This window comes from Streptomyces hoynatensis (assembly GCF_003626535.1).
GTDB lineage: Bacteria > Actinomycetota > Actinomycetes > Streptomycetales > Streptomycetaceae > Streptomyces > Streptomyces hoynatensis.
Window position 1 is genome coordinate 1 of sequence record NZ_RBAL01000037.1, and the last position, 16,281, is coordinate 16,281.

General features: G+C 74.4%; 14 protein-coding genes. 7 read left to right on the forward strand and 7 right to left on the reverse strand.

Features of this window, described 5'->3' with window-relative positions:
- A partial coding sequence (locus tag D7294_RS30920) for an HsdM family class I SAM-dependent methyltransferase (RefSeq protein ID WP_174248479.1) occupies positions 1-1,324 on the reverse strand: 1,324 nt, incomplete at its 3' end.
- Positions 1,325-1,594: 270 nt separating this feature from the next.
- On the opposite strand from D7294_RS30920, the gene D7294_RS30925 reads away from it, so the two are divergent.
- The gene (locus D7294_RS30925; protein ID WP_158674742.1) at positions 1,595-2,212 is read left to right on the forward strand and encodes a DUF4352 domain-containing protein; all 618 of its coding nucleotides are present in this window, start codon (positions 1,595-1,597) and stop codon (positions 2,210-2,212) included.
- Between the two features lie 1,179 nt (positions 2,213-3,391).
- Here the strand turns inward: D7294_RS30925 and mfd are convergent.
- Positions 3,392-6,961: a transcription-repair coupling factor gene (mfd, locus tag D7294_RS30930; RefSeq protein WP_120685141.1), complete on the reverse strand. Its 3,570-nt coding sequence runs from the start codon at positions 6,959-6,961 to the stop codon at positions 3,392-3,394.
- Between the two features lie 233 nt (positions 6,962-7,194).
- Entirely contained in the window at positions 7,195-8,088 is an 894-nt protein-coding gene (locus D7294_RS30935) for a LysR family transcriptional regulator (RefSeq protein WP_120685142.1), read from the reverse strand.
- A gap of 317 nt (positions 8,089-8,405) precedes the next feature.
- Here D7294_RS30935 and D7294_RS30940 point away from each other — a divergent pair, with 317 nt between their 5' ends.
- Positions 8,406-9,086, forward strand: coding sequence for an SDR family NAD(P)-dependent oxidoreductase (locus D7294_RS30940; RefSeq protein ID WP_120685143.1), 681 nt, complete (start codon positions 8,406-8,408; stop codon positions 9,084-9,086).
- A 259-nt stretch (positions 9,087-9,345) separates the two neighbouring features.
- Here the strand turns inward: D7294_RS30940 and D7294_RS30945 are convergent, their stop codons facing one another.
- A complete protein-coding gene (locus tag D7294_RS30945) occupies positions 9,346-9,969 on the reverse strand; it encodes a TetR/AcrR family transcriptional regulator (RefSeq protein ID WP_120685144.1) in 624 nt (207 codons plus the stop codon).
- A gap of 99 nt (positions 9,970-10,068) precedes the next feature.
- Here D7294_RS30945 and D7294_RS30950 point away from each other — a divergent pair, with 99 nt between their 5' ends.
- The 3 genes from D7294_RS30950 to D7294_RS30960 all read left to right on the forward strand — a co-directional run bounded on the left by D7294_RS30950 (position 10,069) and on the right by D7294_RS30960 (position 11,833).
- Entirely contained in the window at positions 10,069-10,485 is a 417-nt protein-coding gene (locus tag D7294_RS30950; protein WP_120685145.1) for a nuclear transport factor 2 family protein, read from the forward strand.
- Positions 10,482-11,114 carry a peroxiredoxin-like family protein gene (locus D7294_RS30955; RefSeq protein WP_120685146.1) on the forward strand — a complete coding sequence of 211 codons (633 nt, stop codon included), beginning with the start codon at positions 10,482-10,484 and terminating at the stop codon, positions 11,112-11,114. Before D7294_RS30950 ends, D7294_RS30955 begins: the two co-directional genes overlap by 4 nt.
- A 248-nt stretch (positions 11,115-11,362) precedes the next feature.
- Entirely contained in the window at positions 11,363-11,833 is a 471-nt protein-coding gene (locus D7294_RS30960) for a GNAT family N-acetyltransferase (RefSeq protein WP_120685147.1), read from the forward strand.
- 85 nt (positions 11,834-11,918) lie between these two features.
- Here D7294_RS30960 and D7294_RS30965 read toward each other — a convergent pair whose 3' ends face one another.
- The gene (locus D7294_RS30965; protein WP_206619590.1) at positions 11,919-12,416 is read right to left on the reverse strand and encodes a MerR family DNA-binding transcriptional regulator; all 498 of its coding nucleotides are present in this window, start codon (positions 12,414-12,416) and stop codon (positions 11,919-11,921) included.
- Positions 12,417-12,452: 36 nt separating this feature from the next.
- Between D7294_RS30965 and D7294_RS30970 the strand changes: the two genes are divergently transcribed.
- Positions 12,453-13,163 carry a class I SAM-dependent methyltransferase gene (locus D7294_RS30970; RefSeq protein WP_120685148.1) on the forward strand — a complete coding sequence of 237 codons (711 nt, stop codon included), beginning with the start codon at positions 12,453-12,455 and terminating at the stop codon, positions 13,161-13,163.
- 161 nt (positions 13,164-13,324) lie between these two features.
- Here the strand turns inward: D7294_RS30970 and D7294_RS30975 are convergent, their stop codons facing one another.
- Positions 13,325-14,020 carry a TetR/AcrR family transcriptional regulator gene (locus tag D7294_RS30975; RefSeq protein ID WP_120685159.1) on the reverse strand — a complete coding sequence of 232 codons (696 nt, stop codon included), beginning with the start codon at positions 14,018-14,020 and terminating at the stop codon, positions 13,325-13,327.
- 104 nt (positions 14,021-14,124) lie between these two features.
- On the opposite strand from D7294_RS30975, the gene D7294_RS30980 reads away from it, so the two are divergent.
- Positions 14,125-15,501 carry a serine hydrolase domain-containing protein gene (locus D7294_RS30980; protein WP_120685149.1) on the forward strand — a complete coding sequence of 459 codons (1,377 nt, stop codon included), beginning with the start codon at positions 14,125-14,127 and terminating at the stop codon, positions 15,499-15,501.
- A gap of 209 nt (positions 15,502-15,710) precedes the next feature.
- Here the strand turns inward: D7294_RS30980 and D7294_RS30985 are convergent, their stop codons facing one another.
- Positions 15,711-16,193: an OsmC family protein gene (locus D7294_RS30985; RefSeq protein ID WP_120685150.1), complete on the reverse strand. Its 483-nt coding sequence runs from the start codon at positions 16,191-16,193 to the stop codon at positions 15,711-15,713.
- Positions 16,194-16,281: the final 88 nt, after the last annotated feature.

Below are 16,281 nucleotides of genomic sequence, written 5' to 3' on the forward strand. Positions count from 1 at the left end.
GGGTGGAGTTGGGGTGGTAAGGAAAACAGGGGTGGTGAGAAGGAGGGAAGGGTGGGGAGAGGTGAAGGGGGAGAGAGCGATGGGGGTGGGGGGGGGGGGGGGGAGAGGGGGGTGGGGGTTGGGAGGAAGATGGGGGGAGGTCGACTTCGTCGTCGAGGAGGTCGATGACGGGGAGGGCGCGGTGGTGGCCGGGTTGGGTGGGGAGGTGGCCGTGGGTGTCGAAGGTGGTCCAGGTGCTGAGGATGGTGTGGTGGAGGGTGGGCCAGTCGAGGGTGCCGCGGGTGGGGGGGCGGTGGCGGGTGGCGGTGTCGACGAGGAGGAGGTGGGGGGTGGTGGGTGGGGTGGGGGTGGCGGAGGGCTTGCGGAGTATCCAGAGGTGGAGGGGGAGGCTGTGTGGGGGGGCGGCGCCTGGGGGGAGGGCGATGACGGCGCGGAGGGCGCCGCGGCGGAGCAGGCTGGCGCGGATGCGGCGGCCGGTGCGGCGGCTGGCGGCGGCGGGGGGCATGAGGAGGACGGCGGTGCCGCCGGGGCGGAGGCGGGCGAGGGCGTGTTGGACCCAGGCGAGTTCCGATTCGGTGCGGGCGGGGAGGCCGTGTTCCCAGCGGGGGTCGTAGGTGAGTTGGTCGTGGCCCCAGTTGCGTTCGTTGAAGGGGGGGTGGCAGAGGACGGCGTCGGCGGCGAGGTCGGGGTAGGCGTCGGCGAGGAGGCTGTCTCCGGTGCGGACGGCTGAGGTGTGGTGGGTGTGGTGGAGGGCGAGGCGGAGGCCGGCGAGGCGGGCGAGTTGGGGGTCGGTTTCCTGGCCGTAGAGGGTGGTGGGGGGGCCATCGGTGCCGTGGGCTGCGGCGAGGAGGGTGGCGGGGCCGCAGGCGGGGTCGAGGACGGTGTCGGCGGGGCCGGCGAGTGCGGCCATGAGGTGGGCGGTTTCGGGTGGGGTGAGGGTGAGGTGGCGGGTGGCGGTGTCGAGGTGGCGGCGGAGGAGGAATTCGTAGGTTTCGTGGGGGGTGGTTTGGGCGGCGAGGGTGGTGGCGGTGTGGGTGAGGGGGTCGGTGGTGGGGTGGGGGTCGAGGAGGTGTTCGCCGGTGCGGGCGAGGGCTTCCGCGGGGCCTTGGGGGTGGGTTTCGACGAGTTGCCAGAGGCGTTCGCGGAGGGGGATTTCGGCGAGTTTGCCCTGGTTGCGTAGCCAGGTTTCGATGTCGGGGAGGGAGAAGGTGGGGCTGGTGTCGGTGCCGCCGACGGGTTGGGGGAAGTCGGGGTGGCGGCGCCGCCAGTTGCTGACGGCTGCGCGGCCGACGCCGGCGAGGCGGGCGATGCCGGCGGCGGTGATGGTGTCGGCGGGTTCTCTGGGTTCTGCGGGCCCTGTGGGGTTGGTGGGTTCCGCGGGCACGGTTGCCTCCCGGGGCGTGTGTGAGGTGTGTGTGCCGGCGGTTGCCGGGCCTGCCGGGTCCGACCCTACCTAGGACGTCGTTCGTTTCGGTACACAGCGACTTTGCCGCGCCCACGATTTCGCGTGTTGACTCGATTCACAAGCTGTGCTGTGATTAACCGCGTTGGCCCACAGTGGGCCGGTTGATCGAGGAGGGGAACGTCCGTGCAGGTGACCGGAAAGAGAAGGCGGGTTTCTGCGGTGGCCGCGGTCGCGCTCGCGGCCGTGGTGTTCGGAGGGCTGACGGCCTGCTCGGACGAGGACTCGGGCGACACCGGGCAGTCGGCCGCCGAGGAGCCGGCCGCGGACGCGGGCGACGCCTCGGAGTCGGCCTCGCCGGAGGAGGACGCCCCGGCGGCCGACGCGGAGGCGGACGAGGGCGGGGAGAGCGGCGGCCTGCACGCCGCGGGCGAGGCCGTGTCCTACGCCGGCGGGGTCGACATCACCGTCTCGGCGCCCGAGGAGTACACCCCGAGCGAATACGCGATCGGGCACACCGAGGGCAACACCGCCTGGAAGGTCACCATCACGGTGGTGAACAACGGCGACGCCGACTACGACACCGACTTCCTGCTGGCCAGCGCGCGGGCCGGGGACGACGGGGTGACGGCGGAGACCATCTACGACGACCCGGTGGGCCTGGGCTTCGGGGGCGCGCTGCCCGCCGGTCAGACGGCCACCGCGGACTTCGCCTTCGACGCGCCGGCCGACGCGGCGACGCTCAGCGTGCAGATCGAGGAAGTGCTGGAACTGGACTCGGCACCGGCCACCTGGGGCCTGGAGCTGTGAGAACGCGCCCCGGCCGGCCGGGCCGGGGCACCGCAGACCGCTGGGGCGCTCGGCACCGTTGAGGGGTTATGGTGCGGGGCGTCCCAGCGCCGTTCGTGCCGGGGCTCGGGGCTCGGCTTGGGGGCGGGGACCTGGTGGGGGCCTGGCCGGAGCCTGGCCGGTCTACGCGGGGGATGTTCGCTGCGGCGTTCGTTGTGGGGGCGGGGTCTGTGGGCGGTCTACGTGTCGGGTAGTCGGCCGGGTGCGGCGTCGTGCGGATGCACGGAGAGCAGGCTGGCTGCGGAGGGAGGGATGCCGTGGGTGGCGGGGGGTTGTTGTGCTGCGGGGTGTGGTGGGTGGGGCGCCGTCCCGGTCGGGGTGGGGGTGCGGGCCGGTGGATACGGGGGTGACCGGTCTCGTCGTGGTGGGGGTTACCGATGCAGCTGCTGCCGCGTACGACTTCTCGGGGTGGGCAGCGGCCGGGCGCCGTTGTTGAGGCCATTCCCGGTGACGAAAGACCACCGGGGTGACCGGGGTGGCCACGCGGGCCCTTCGGTTCCTCGTTGCGGAAGGGCAGGGCAAGGGCAGCGCAAGTGCGCGAGGCGTCCGGTCGAGAGCGCGGGCCGGTCGGCTTCGGCGCGATATTGCCTGAGGAACGGTGGGGCAGAAGGTGCGGGGCCGCCGCGTGAGACGGCCGTGGCTCGTGACACATTGCGACTCGACAGGAGTAGCGGCCTGACCGGCACCAGCCCCCACGGGGACAACCCCCCGGATACGGCCGGGTGCCAGCCGGGAGGAGAAGAAGTCACGCCATTCGTCGACGGGAATGGCCTCAACAACGGCGCCCGACCGTGCCCGTGGTGAGAAGTCGTACGCGGCAGCAGCTGCATCGGTAACCCCCACCACGACGAGACCGGTCACCCCCGTATCCACCGGCCCGCACCCCCACCCCGACCGGGACGGCGCCCCACCCACCACACCCCGCAGCACAACAACCCCCCGCCACCCACGGCATCCCTCCCTCCGCAGCCAGCCTGCTCTCCGTGCATCCGCACCACGCCGCACCCGGCCGACCACCCGCCACGTAGACCGCCCACAGACCCCGCCCCGGCCAACCACCCGCCACGTAAACCCCCCAACAGACCCCGCCCCGCCCCGCTCCACACGGGACCGGGCCGCGGGGGGAGGCGGGGCGGCGGGTCAGGAGCCGGGGATGGTGGTGAGGAACTCGCCGGTCCAGGCCAGCAGGTCGCGGCCGGTGACGGGCTTGCCGCCGATGCGGGCCGTGGTGGGCCGCGGGACCAGGACCTGTTTGGTGGCGCGCTTGACCACCGAGCCCGGGTAGACCCGGTTCAGCCGCAGCTCCTGCGACTCGCGCAGTTCGACGGGCGCGAAGCGGATGCGGCTGCCCTGGAGGGTGATGTCGGTGACCCCGCAGGAGCGGGCCAGCATCCGCAGCCCGGCCACCAGCAGCAGGTTCTCCGTGGGCTCGGGGAGCGGCCCGTAGCGGTCGGTGAGTTCCTCGCGGACCGCGCGGATGTCCTCCTCGGTGGCGGCGGAGGCGATGGACCGGTACGCCTGGAGCCGCAGCCGCTCCCCCGGCGCGTAGTCGTGGGGCACGTGCGCGTCCACCGGCAGTTCGATCTTGACTTCGAGCGGGGGTTCCTCGGGTTCGCCGCCCTTCTGCAGGGCGGCCCGGTAGTCGGCGACGGCCTCGCCGACCATCCGCACGTACAGGTCGAAGCCGACGCCGGCGATGTGCCCGGACTGCTCGCCGCCCAGGAGGTTGCCTGCGCCGCGGATCTCCAGGTCCTTCATCGCCACGTACATGCCGGCGCCCATCTCGGTGTGCTGGGCGACGGTGGCGAGCCGTTCGTGGGCGGTCTCGGTGAGCGGCTTCTCGGGCGGGTAGAGGAAGTAGGCGTAGCCGCGTTCCCGGCCGCGGCCGACCCGGCCGCGCAGCTGGTGCAGCTGGGAGAGGCCGAAGGTGTCGCCGCGTTCGACGATGAGGGTGTTGGCGTTGGAGATGTCGATGCCGGACTCGACGATCGTGGTGGAGACCAGCACGTCGAACCGCTTCTCCCAGAAGTCGACGACGACGCGTTCCAGCGCCGATTCGCTCATCTGGCCGTGGGCGGTGGCGATTCTGGCCTCGGGCACGATCTGGCGCAGCCTGGCGGCGACCCGGTCGATGGAGTCGACGCGGTTGTGGATGTAGAAGACCTGGCCCTCGCGGAGGAGTTCGCGGCGGATGGCGGCGCCGATCTGCCGTTCCTCGTAGGGGCCGACGAAGGTGAGGACGGGGTGGCGCTCCTCGGGCGGGGTGGTGATGGTGGACATCTCGCGGATGCCGGTGACGGCCATCTCCAGGGTGCGGGGGATGGGGGTGGCGGACATCGTCAGCACGTCGACGTTGGCCCGCATCTTCTTGAGCTGTTCCTTGTGCTCGACGCCGAAGCGCTGTTCCTCGTCGACGATGACCAGGCCGAGGTCCTTGAAGGAGATTTCCGAGGAGAACAGCCGGTGGGTGCCGATGACGACGTCGACGGAGCCGTCGCGCAGCCCCTCGGCGACGGCCTTGGCCTCGGTGTCGGTCTGGAAGCGGGACAGGGCGCGGACGTTGACGGGGAATTGGGCGTACCGCTCGGAGAAGGTGCCCAGGTGCTGCTGGACGAGGAGGGTGGTGGGCACGAGGACGGCGACCTGTTTGCCGTCCTGGACGGCCTTGAACGCGGCGCGTACGGCGATCTCCGTCTTGCCGTAGCCGACGTCGCCGCAGACGAGGCGGTCCATGGGGACGGACTTCTCCATGTCGGCCTTGACCTCGCCGATGGTGGTGAGCTGGTCGGGGGTTTCGGCGTAGGGGAAGGCGTCCTCGAGTTCCCGCTGCCAGGGGGTGTCGGGGGCGAAGGCGTGTCCGGGGGCGGCCATGCGGGCCGAGTAGAGCTTGATGAGGTCGGCGGCGATCTCCTTGACGGCGCGTTTGGCGCGGGCCTTGGTCTTGGTCCAGTCGGCGCCGCCGAGGCGGTGCAGGGAGGGGGCCTCGCCGCCGACGTACTTGGTGACGAGGTCGAGTTGGTCGGTGGGGACGAAGAGCCGGTCGCCGGGCTGTCCGCGCTTGGCGGGGGCGTACTCGACGACGAGGTACTCGCGGGTGGCGCCCTGGACGGTGCGTTGCACCATCTCGACGTAGCGGCCGACGCCGTGCTGCTCGTGGACGATGTAGTCGCCCGAGGTGAGGGTGAGCGGGTCGAGGGTCTTGCGGCGTCTGGCGGGCATCCTGGCGCCGTCGCGGCCTGCGGTCTTCTGGCCGGTGAGGTCGGTCTCGGTGAGGACGGCGAGCCGCAGGGCGGGGGCGAGGAAGCCGTGTTCGACGGCGCCGCAGGAGACGTGGACGACGGAGGGGGACAGGTCGGCGGGCAGGGTGGGGTCGAGGCGGGCGGGGACGCCTTCGCCGCCGAGTACCTCGACGGTGCGGGCGGCGGGGCCCTGGCCCTCGGTGAGGTAGACGACGCGCCAGCCCTCGGCGAGCCAGCCCTTGGTGTCGGCGAGGGCGCGGGCGGTGTCGCCGCGGTAGGTCTCCGGGGCGCGCAGGTTCAGGCGGAGGGTCTCGTCGGTGACCTCCTCGTCCTGGGAGAAGGGGGAGACGGACCACCAGGGGAGGCCGAGTTCCGCGGCGTGCTCGCGGACCTCGGCGAGGCCGCGCAGGGAGGCGGCGCCGAGGTCGACGGGGGCCTGGCCCGTGTCGGTCATGGCGGCGGCGGCCCAGGAGGCCTGGAGGAATTCCTGGCTGGTGGCGACGAGGTCGGCGGCCCTGGTGCGGACGCGTTCCGGGTCGCAGACGAGGGTCATGCTGCCCGCGGGCAGTACGTCGAGGAGCAGTTCCATGTCGTCGACGAGGACGGGGGCGAGGGATTCCATGCCTTCGACGGCGATGCCCTCGGCGATCTTGCCGAGGAGTTCGTCGAGTTCGGGGTGGGCCTCGGCGAGTGCGGCGGCGCGGCGGCGGACGTCCTCGGTGAGGAGGAGTTCGCGGCAGGGGGGTGCCCACAGGCCGTGTTCGGGGCGGCCGTCGCCCGGGCCGTCGGGGGTGGTGGGCAGGGAGCGCTGGTCGGCGACCTTGAAGTAGCGGATTTCCTCGACCTCGTCGCCCCAGAACTCGACGCGCAGGGGGTGTTCCTCGGTGGGTGGGAAGACGTCGAGGATGCCGCCGCGGACGGCGAACTCGCCGCGTTTCTCGACGAGTTCGACGCGGGAGTAGGCGGCGTCCGCGAGGGCGCGGGTGACCTCGACGAGGTCGGCGCTCTGCCCGGTGTGCAGGGCGACGGGGGTGAGGTCGCCCAGTCCCTTGACCTGGGGCTGGAGGACGGACCTGACGGGTGCGACGACGACGGAGACGGGGCCGGCGCCGGGGTCGTCGGCCCGGGGGTGGGCCAGGCGGCGCAGGACGGCGAGGCGGCGGCCGACGGTGTCGGCCCGGGGGGAGAGCCGTTCGTGGGGCAGTGTCTCCCAGGCGTGGAACTCGACCACGCCGTCGGGGGGCAGCAGCGAGCGCAGGGCCGCGGCGAGGTCTTCCGCCTCGCGGCCGGTGGCGGTGACGGCGAGGACGGTGCGCCCGGTGGCGCGGGCGAGGGCGGCTACGGCGAGGGGCCGGGCGGCGGGCGGCCCCACGAGGTCGACGTGCCGGCGTCCTTCCGCGGTGGCGGCGGTGATCGCCTCGGCGAAGGAGGCGTCCTTGGTGACGGCGTCGAGCAGACCGGAAAGAGACATGGGGCGTTTTTCCGTACCTGGGGGCTGGGCGGATGGGCTTGCGGGAGGGCTTGCGGGAGAGGCTTGGGTGGGCGGTGGGGTGGACGGGAGTGGAGGGGGTCGGATGGCGGCGGGTGCGGCCCGGTGGGGGACAGCACGAAAGCCCGGCGCGGGCGGCGGCCGGGGGGTTCCAGGGTACGCGCCCCGGCCGGGTGGGCCGCGGGCCAGCCCGGGCGGCCCGGGGGCGGGCGGGGTCAGGCCGGGGCGGGAAGGTCGGGGAGGGCGGCGGCGAGGTCGCGCAGGACGGGCCGGTGGTCGTCCGGGCGCCAGGCGAGGGCCAGCTCGCTGGGGCTCAGGCCGGTGACCGGGATGGCGCGGGTGCCGGGGCGGCGGTAGATCGCGGCGTTGCCGGCGGCGAGCAGGACGATGCCGGTGCCCTCCTCGACGGCGGTGAAGGTCTCGTCGGCGTTGCTGACGGTGTCGGCGACGATCGGGGGCCTGCCGCCGCGGGCGTCCTGTCCCAGCCAGTGGTCGCGCAGCGGGCCGGCGCTGCCCGGCAGGGCGAGGAAGGGCTCGTCGAGGAGTTCGGCGAAGTCGACCTCGGTGCGGTCCGCGAGCCAGTGGTCCTCGCGGAAGGCGACCCAGCGTTGCTCGCGGGCGACGACGCGCAGGGTGAACGACGCCTGTTCCGGGAGCGGCAGCCACACGAAGGCCGCGTCGACCTCTCCCGCGGCGAGCCCGGCCGAGGCGTCCTCCCAGTTGACCTGGCGCATCCGCAGCCGCCAGGTGGGCCGGCGTTCGGCGAAGCGCTCCCTGACGGCGGTCAGCAGGCCGCGGCCGACGCTGGTGGACAGGCCGAGGGTGAGGACGGCGGCCTCGGTGGCGGCGGCGTCGCCGACGCTGCGCTGGGCCTCGTCCCAGGAGCGCAGGAGTTCCCTGGCGAGCGGCAGCAGCGCGGCGCCCGGCGCGGTGAGGGCGACGCTGCGCCTGTCCCGCTCGAAGAGCCGCACCCGCAGCTGTGTCTCCAGCTGCCGCACCTGCTTGCTGAGCGCGGGCTGGGAGATGAACAGCCGCTCGGCCGCCCGGGTGAAGCTCAGCTCCTCGGCGGTGGTGACGAAGTACCTCAGGTCCCGCAGGTGGACATCCATAGCCCTTGGCTATCAGGACGGGTATTGGACCCGCCACCGTCTTTCGCCGGACGATCGTCCCGGTTCGCCGGCCGGAGGACCTGGGGGGAACCCGGGGCGGGCCCGGGGCGGAACCGGTGGGAACCGGTGGGAACCGGTGGGAACCGGCGGGAGACCGGCCGGGGAGGCGCCGGCAGGTATGCCGGACGGACAGCGGCGGATACGCCGGGAGGAAGGGTGGTGGGGCGCATGGGTTCCGAGGACCGTCCGGGCCGCGTCGCGGCCGGCGCGCGGATGGCCTGGCCCGCCGGCCTGCCGGACTCGGCGGGCGGTGTCCGGTGATCGCGCTGGTCACCGGCGCGAACCGGGGCATCGGGCGGGAGGTGGCGCGGCAGCTGGCCGAGGCCGGGCACACGGTGCTGCTGACGGCGAGGTCGGAGGCGGCGGCCCGGGCGGCGGCCGGGGAGATCGGGCCGCGCGCCCAGCCGCTGCGGCTCGACGTCACCTCGGGGGAGGACGTCGCGGCCGTGGCCCGCCGGGTCGGCGGCGAGTTCGGCGCCTTGGACGTGCTGGTGAACAACGCGGCCATCACCTACGACACGTGGCAGCGGGCCTCGACCGCCGACCTGGACGTGGTCCGGGAGGCCGCGGAGACCAACCTGTACGGGCCCTGGCGCCTGACGCAGGCGCTGCTGCCGCTGCTGCGGGCCGGCGCGCACCCCCGCGTCGTCAACGTGTCGAGCGAGGCGGCCTCGCTGACCAACATGGGCGGCGGCACGCCCGCGTACACCGCGTCGAAGACGGCGCTCAACGCCCTCACCCGCATGCTGGCCGCGGAGCTGCGCCCGCACGGCATCCTCGTCAACGCGGTCTGCCCGGGCTGGGTGGCCACCGACCTGGGGGGTCCTGGCGGCCGGCCGGTTCGGGAGGGCGCCCGTGGGGTCGTGTGGGCGGCGACCCTGCCCGACGACGGCCCCACCGGCGGCTTCTACCGCGACGGCCGGCCCCTTCCCTGGTAGACCCCCTGGTCCTCCTGGTGGTCCGCTTGGTGGTCCCGCTGGTGGTCCTCCGGGCAGTTCACCGCGGTTCCCCCCGGTTGCCCCCGGTTCACCGCGGTTCCCCCCGGTTGCCCGCGGTTTCCCGGCGGTTGGGGCGGGCCGCGCGGTGGGCGGAACGGGCCGCGGCCCGCGCCGCTGTCGCCGTCGGGCGGGTGCCCGCGGAGCGGTGGGGCGGTACGGCGCGCACGGGGGCGAACCGGTGTTCGCGGAGCGGCGGGGCTCAGCGGGTCAGGTCCTGCCGGAGGCCGCGGAGGAGCAGCGCGAGGCCGCCGCGGAACTCCTCCTCGGGTCCCACGCCGCGCGCCTCGGCCGCGGTCCCGGCCAGCAGGGGGAAGGTCTCGGCGGGCAGGGCCGCCATCGCCTCGGTGCCAGGGCCGGTCAGCGGGCCCAGGCGCTCGCTCAGCAGGGCGCCGACCAGGTAGCTGAGCAGGGCCCGCAGCGCCAGGACCCGGCGGCGACCCTCGAACCCGGCCCCGGTCAGCACCCCGAGGGCGGCCTCGGCCCACCGCAGCACGCCGGCCGCGGAGTGCCGGTGGGTGAGCGAGAGCGGCACGATCTCCGGGTGTTCGGCGACCGCGGCGCGCATCCGTTCCACCAGCGCGGTCACCTGTCCCTCCCAGTCCTCGCCAGGTGGCGGGGTCAGGTCCACGGCGCCCAGGACCAGGTCCACCGTGAGGCGTTCCAGCTCGGCCCGGTCGGCGACGTAGCGGTACAGGGACATGGGGGCCACGCCGAGTTCCGCGGCGACGGCCCGCATGGAGAGCGCGGCCAGGCCCTCGCGGTCGAGGACGGCGAGCGCGGCGGCGGCCAGCCGGCCGGTGGTGAGCGACTTCGGGCGGGGCATCGCGGGTGAGCGTACAGCAGACGCACACCGCACCGCGTAGGCGTACACTGCACGCTTACGGGGCGGAGGCGGGCTCCGCCGCCGTCGAAAGGAGCGGGAATGAGCGCACCCACCCACGCCACCCCGGGCGAGGACCTCGCGGGGTATCTGGTCGGGTACACCCGGGACATGGCCTTCGGGGAGGAGGACCCGGTGGCCGTACTCGACCGCTACTACACCGCCGACTTCGTGCACGTGAACGACGGCCTGGCCATGGATCGGGCCGCGCTGATCGCCCACGCCAAACCGGCCCGCAGGAACACGGTGGCCGCCGAGGTGCTGGTCCACGACGCGCTGGTGAGCGGCGACCGGGCGGCCGCCCGGTACACGTTGCGCACGGAGATGCGCAAGGGCGCCCGGCTCGCGTTCGAGTGCTACCTGTTCGGGGAGCTGGCCCCCGACGGGCGGCTGCGCCGGGTGGTGTCGACCACCCGCGACGTGTCGCCCGGCACCGAGCGCAGGGCGAATCCCGCATGAGCGACACGACGGGCGCCCCGCGCGGGGCGCGCGCCCCGCGCGGCGGGAGGCGGCTGCGGGCGGGCGACGTCGTTCCGGCCCGCGAACTCGCGGTGGTTCCCGGCAACGGGCAGGCTCCGACCGTCGGGGTTCCGGCGCGGGACGGGATGCTCACGCACCTCCAGTTCCGGCGTTTCGCCGGCTGCCCCATCTGCAACCTGCACCTGCATTCCCTCGCGCTGCGGCACGAGGAGATCGCCGCGGCCGGCGTCCGGGAGGTCGTGGTGTTCCACTCCCCCGCCGCCGAGTTGAGCGCGCACGTTCCCGGCCTGCCGTTCGCCGTGGTCGCCGATCCGGAGAAGCGGCTGTACGCGGAGTTCGGCGTCGAGTCCGCGCCCCGCGCCCTGCTGAACCCGCGCGCCTGGACGGCGATCCTGCGCGGGGTGACGCGTGAGCTGGGCCCGGTCCTGCTGCGCCGCAGGAAGGCCCCCTCGCTGCGGCCCCAGGGCGGCCGCCTCGGCCTGCCTGCGGACTTCCTGATCGCCCCCGACGGCCGCGTCCTGGCCGTCGCGTACGGGGCGCACGCGGGCGATCAGTGGTCCGCCGACGAACTCCTCGCCCTCGCCGCGCCGCCCCCCGCCGCCCCCTGAGCCGGCGGGCGGGGCGGCCCCGCCTCGTTCCCCGGGCCGCGCGGGCCGCGGGGGGGGCGGGCCGCGGGGGGCGCGGGCCGCGGGGGGCGCGGGCCGCGGGGGGCGGCGTTCACCTGCCGGCGCGCCGCCGGCGCGCCGCCGCCGCGCCAGCAGGGGGCGGCCACTCCCCCGCCTGGCCTGCCCGTCGTGGGTGGCGAGGCGGTAGGTTCGCCGGACCATACGGGGACGATCAGGGGAGGACCGACGGCATGAGGGTCACTCTGCGCGAGGTGCGGGACGGCGACGTGGCCGTCTTCTGGGCGCACGCGAGCGAACGGGCGGCGCGGCGGATGGCCGCGGTCACCGGCGCGTACCACGACGACCGGGACCTCTTCCGCGCGCACTGGGCGACGGTGCGTGCCGACGCCACGGTCACGGTGCGGACCGTGCTGGCGGACGGGGCGGTGGCCGGGCATGCCGCGGTGTTCGGGCCGCCCGGCGAGCGCGAGGTCACCTACTGGATCGCCTCCGCCTACTGGGGGCGCGGGGTGGCCGGTGCGGCGCTGCGGGAACTCCTCGCCCTGGAGCCGGCGCGGCCGTTGCACGCGCACGCGGCGGCGGACAACGCCGGCTCCCTTCGGGTGCTGGAGAAGTGCGGCTTCACCGTGACAGGGCGCGGCCGGATCTTCGCGCGGGCGCGCGGCGAGGAGATCGACGAGGTGGCGCTGACCCTGGCGTGAGGCCCCGGGGCCGGCGCGAAGAGCGGGGTCCCGCGCCCGGCGCGCGCCCGCGGAAGGCCCCGCGGCGCGTCCCGGGCGCCGGCCGTCACTCGGCGCACGCCGCCGCCTCGTCCGGCTGCCGGCCGTGCAACTGCCGGTGGGACTCCGGCAGCCGCCGGCCGGCGAGGCGCGCGGTGACGCCGGCGCGGAAGTGGGGGCACTGCTCGATGTCCTCGTGGGGGCAGCGCAGCCCGTGCGTGATGGCCTCCCGGGCGGCCTGTGCCCTGGCGATCCGCTCGTCGAGTTCCGCGAGCTTGCGCCGGGCAGTCCGTTCCCACTCCCCCGACGCGCCACTGCGCGGGGCCATGAGGGCCTTCTGCTCGGCGAGGGTGAACCCGGCGTCGCTGTACAGCAGGATCGTGCCGACGACCCGGGCGGCCGACTCGGGGTAGCGGCGCTGCCCCGAGACCCTGACGGGCGGCGGCAGCAGGCCGACTTCCTCGTAGTAGCGCAGGGCGGAGGTCGTGACTCCCGCGCGGCGGGCCAGCTCGCCGATGGTGAGCAGGTGGCCCGGCCGGTTGACTTCAGGTGCGCTTGAAGGCATTGGCTGCCGGCCATGAGAACACGACATGAGGGAAGCATGCCACGGACGGTGCGACGGGTCGTGACCTCGGCCGTGGAGTACGGGGTCGCACGCGCCGGGACCACGGTGGTGCGCGCCCTGGACCGCGACGTCGTCGGCCAGGCGCACCGTCCCCGGGGCGCGGCCGGGCGCGTGAACGGCTGGATGTTCGCCTACCGCCCCTCCAACCGGCAGCGCAACGCCTGGGTGGTCTCGCTGCTCGGCGTGCGGCCCACCGACCGGGTCCTGGAGATCGGCTTCGGCCCCGGCGTCGCGATCAGGGAACTGGTCCGCGCCGGCGCGGGTCACGTCTACGGCGTCGACCACTCCGGCGTGATGCTCCGGCAGGCGTCCCGGCGCAACGCCGCCGCCATCAGGAGGGGGCGGGTGACCCTGGCGAGGGCCTCCGTCGACCGGATTCCGCCCGCCTTCGAAGGCCCCTTCGACGCCGTCCTCGCCGTCAACTCCCTCGGGTTCTGGCCCGCGCCGGCCGAGCGGCTCGCCGAGTTGCGCCGGCGCCTCGCGCCCGGCGGGCGCATCGCCCTCGCCTCCCAGCCCCGCTGCCCGGGGGCCACGGCCGACACGGCCCGCGCCGCCGCCCGCGAGATCGAGAACCTGCTGGAAGAGGCCGGCTTCACGCAGCCGAGCACCCGGACCCTCCCCCTCACTCCCCCCGTCGCCTGCGTTCTCGCCACCGCCCCGGCCCGGGAGGCCGGCAGGACCCCGTAGCCGGAGCCGCCGCCGCCGGACTCGCCCGGTCGCGGTGCCGGTGCCGCGGTCGCCGGGCGCGGCCTCCGGCCGGCGGGAGCCCCCGGTGCCGTCCGGCAGCGGCCGGGTGGCCGAGGCGGTCGCGGGCCGTGGGCCGGGCGGGCGGGCGCCGTCCGGGCAGGTCAGTCGCGCCGGCCGGCGCGGTCGGCGGTGAGGCGGGCCTCGAAGCCGTCGAGGAGAGCCCGAAGGCCGAAGAGGAAGGCGTCGTCGGGCGCCGCGGCGTACTCCGTGGCGGCCGTGGTGCCCAGGCGTGCGCGCAGGCGCGGGAATCGGCCGGCCGTCTCGGTGGCGCGGGTCATGGCCTCGGCCATCAGGTGCCCGGCATCCGCGCCGTTCCTGCTCAGCCGGCGGTGCAGGGAGACCTGCGCGGCGGGGCCGAGCGCGCTGCCGAGCACGAAGGTGAACACGGCGGCGGCCGCCCGGTCCGCGTCGGCCGCGGCGAATCCGGCCTTCTCATAGATGCCGAGGCTGACGTCGCTGTGCCCGAACTGGCCTGGCCCGTACAGGAAGTGGCTGCCGAACGCCTGGACGAGCCACGGGTGCCGGGTGAGCATCGCGTGCATGCCGGAGGCGTGCGCGGTGGCGGCCGTGCGCCAGTCGGTGGCGTCGAGATCCGGCAGCTCGACCTCGGACCAGACCTCGTCGCCGGCCAGCCGGACCAGGTCCTCCTTGCTCTTGATGTGCCAGTAAACGGCCGTGGCGGCGGAGCCGAGCCGCTTCGCCAGGCTCCGCATGTTGAGGCCGTCCAATCCCTCCTCGTCGAGCAGCTCGATGGCCGCACGGACGATCCGGTCTGCGGTCAGGGTGTCTCGCGGCATGGCCGCCACCCTACTTGAACTTAGTTCATCTCAGCTCTTGCACTTAGTTCGAGATCTCGCCTACGCTCGTCTCGTACTTAGTTCAAGTACCCGAAGGGGGAGCCATGTCGCAGGAGAAACTGTCGGAGTTCGTCACGGCGCAGGCCACGGAGCTCGGCGTTCCCGGGGCCGCCGTCGGGGTGCTCCTCGACGGCCGGGAGAGCTACGCCTCGCACGGCGTGACGAGCCTCGCCAACCCCCTTCCGGTCGACGAGAAGACGCTGTTCCCGCTGGCGTCGGTGTCCAAGACCTTCACGGCGACCGCGCTGATGCGCCTGGCCGCCGAGGGCAAGGTGGACCTGGACGCGCCGGTGCGGCGCTACGTGCCCGAGCTGAGGCTCGCCGACGAGCAGGCCGCGGCGCAGATCACCGTCCTGAACCTGCTCAACCACACCGCGGGCCTGGACTGGAACCTGATCGACGACGGCGAGGGCGACCGTTCCCTGGCCGGGCTCGTGGCGAAGCTGCCCGGGCTGCCGCTGATCGCGCCGCCCGGGGCCCGCGCCTCCTACAGCCAGGCCGGGTACAACCTGGCCGGGCGGGTCATCGAGAAGGTCACGGGCCTGCCCTTCGAACAGGCCATGGCCTCGCTCGTCCTGGAGCCGGTGGGCCTTGCGGACACCGTGTACGGCCTGGCGGAGGTGATGATCCGCAAGTTCGCGGTGGGCTACAACCGCGCCGAGGACGGCGAACTGCGCCCCGCCCGGCCCTGGGCGGCGTTCCGGGAGGGCGCCCGCGGCGACAACCCCGGCGGCGGCCTCGCCTCCTCGGTGAGCGATCTGCTGCGCTGGGCGCGGTTCCACCTCGGCGACGGCGGGGGCGTGCTGCCCGCCGCGGCGCTGCACCGGATGCGGGAGCAGACCGTCGCACTGCGCGCCAGCACGCTCGGCGACGGCTTCGGCATCTGCTGGTTCCTGCACGACCTGGACGGCCTGCTCGGGATCGGCCACGGCGGCTCGGGCAACGGCCAGTTCGCCGAACTGCTCCTCGTGCCCGAGCGCCGCTTCGCGGTGGTCTCCCTGGCCAACCTCGGCCCGGAGGGCTACCCCTTCAACCAGTCCGTCGTGCGGTGGGCGCTGGAGCACTACCTCGGCGTCGTCGAGCAGACGGTCCAGCCCCTCCCGTACGACGCGGAACGAGCCCGGCAGGTCGTCGGCCGCTACCAGATCGACGCCATGAACCTCGACATCGCCACCGACGGCACCCGGCTCACCCTGGCGGTCGGCATCAAGCCGGAGATCCGCGAGGCATCGGACGAGGAAATGCCCCCGGACTACCCGGCCGCGGACATCGGCTTCCTTCCCGGCCAGGGCGACGAGTACCTCGTCACCGAAGGCGGCCTCAGGGGGCAGCGCGGCTACTTCTCCCGCGACGCCAACGGCACGGTCACAGGCATCGACCTCGCCGGCCGCCTCTTCACCCGCGTCCCGGATGCCTCCTGACCCACCACACAGCAATCAGCCGGGCCCCCCGCTCTCCCCCACCCGGGCGGGGGCCCAGCCACGCCCCCCCGCACCCCCACCCACCCGCACGGGAAACGGGCACGACCCCCGCCCCCCCACCTTCCCGGGCGGGGTGCGGGGGTGTGGGCCGCAAAACCCACCACGGCGGGAAAGCCAAAAAACACCCCTCACCCCCCACCCCCCCAAACTCAGCGGCCGGCGCTCCGGACGGAAGCCTCATGCCGCACCGGGAAGTTGACCGAGTTCGCGATGAAGCAGCTCTCGTGCGCCGCCTGGTGCAGCTCGGTGGCGGCAGCCACCATGCTCTCCTCGGCCACCGTCACCACCGGCCGCAGGACGACCTCAGTGAACTGCCCGCTGCCGCCCGTCTCCGCCATCGAGCCGTGCGCCGTGTCCTCGTAGGAGGTGACGACCACGCCCCGCAGCGCGCAGGCGGCGAGGTAGCTGAGCATGTGGCAGGCGGACAGGGAGGCGACGAGCATCTCCTCCGGGTTCCAGCGCTCCGCGTCGCCGAGGAAGGCCGGGTCCGCGCTGCCCAGGATCATCGTCGGCTTGCCCGCCGCGACGACGTCGACCTCGCGGCCGTACGCCTTGTAACCCTCGGTGCCGCTGCCGGTGTTGCCCGTCCACCGCGTGGTGATGTCGTAGCCGTGTTCCCTGGTCCTCGCCATGCGCGCGCCCTCCTTCGGCACCCGGCCCGCGGCGTGCGGGCCTCGGCGACCATCATCGCCCGGCCGGCGGCGGCACGGCGCGTGGCGC

Coding starts and splice junctions, on each gene's coding strand:
- D7294_RS30985 (WP_120685150.1), bottom strand. CDS start 16,193: ATGGCGAGGACCAGGGAACACGGCTACGACATCACCACGCGGTGGACG.
- D7294_RS30955 (WP_120685146.1), top strand. CDS start 10,482: ATGAGCGACACGACGGGCGCCCCGCGCGGGGCGCGCGCCCCGCGCGGC.
- D7294_RS30970 (WP_120685148.1), top strand. CDS start 12,453: ATGCCACGGACGGTGCGACGGGTCGTGACCTCGGCCGTGGAGTACGGG.
- D7294_RS30975 (WP_120685159.1), bottom strand. CDS start 14,020: ATGCCGCGAGACACCCTGACCGCAGACCGGATCGTCCGTGCGGCCATC.
- mfd (WP_120685141.1), bottom strand. CDS start 6,961: ATGTCTCTTTCCGGTCTGCTCGACGCCGTCACCAAGGACGCCTCCTTC.
- D7294_RS30960 (WP_120685147.1), top strand. CDS start 11,363: ATGAGGGTCACTCTGCGCGAGGTGCGGGACGGCGACGTGGCCGTCTTC.
- D7294_RS30935 (WP_120685142.1), bottom strand. CDS start 8,088: ATGGATGTCCACCTGCGGGACCTGAGGTACTTCGTCACCACCGCCGAG.
- D7294_RS30980 (WP_120685149.1), top strand. CDS start 14,125: ATGTCGCAGGAGAAACTGTCGGAGTTCGTCACGGCGCAGGCCACGGAG.
- D7294_RS30950 (WP_120685145.1), top strand. CDS start 10,069: ATGAGCGCACCCACCCACGCCACCCCGGGCGAGGACCTCGCGGGGTAT.
- D7294_RS30945 (WP_120685144.1), bottom strand. CDS start 9,969: ATGCCCCGCCCGAAGTCGCTCACCACCGGCCGGCTGGCCGCCGCCGCG.
- D7294_RS30965 (WP_206619590.1), bottom strand. CDS start 12,416: ATGCCTTCAAGCGCACCTGAAGTCAACCGGCCGGGCCACCTGCTCACC.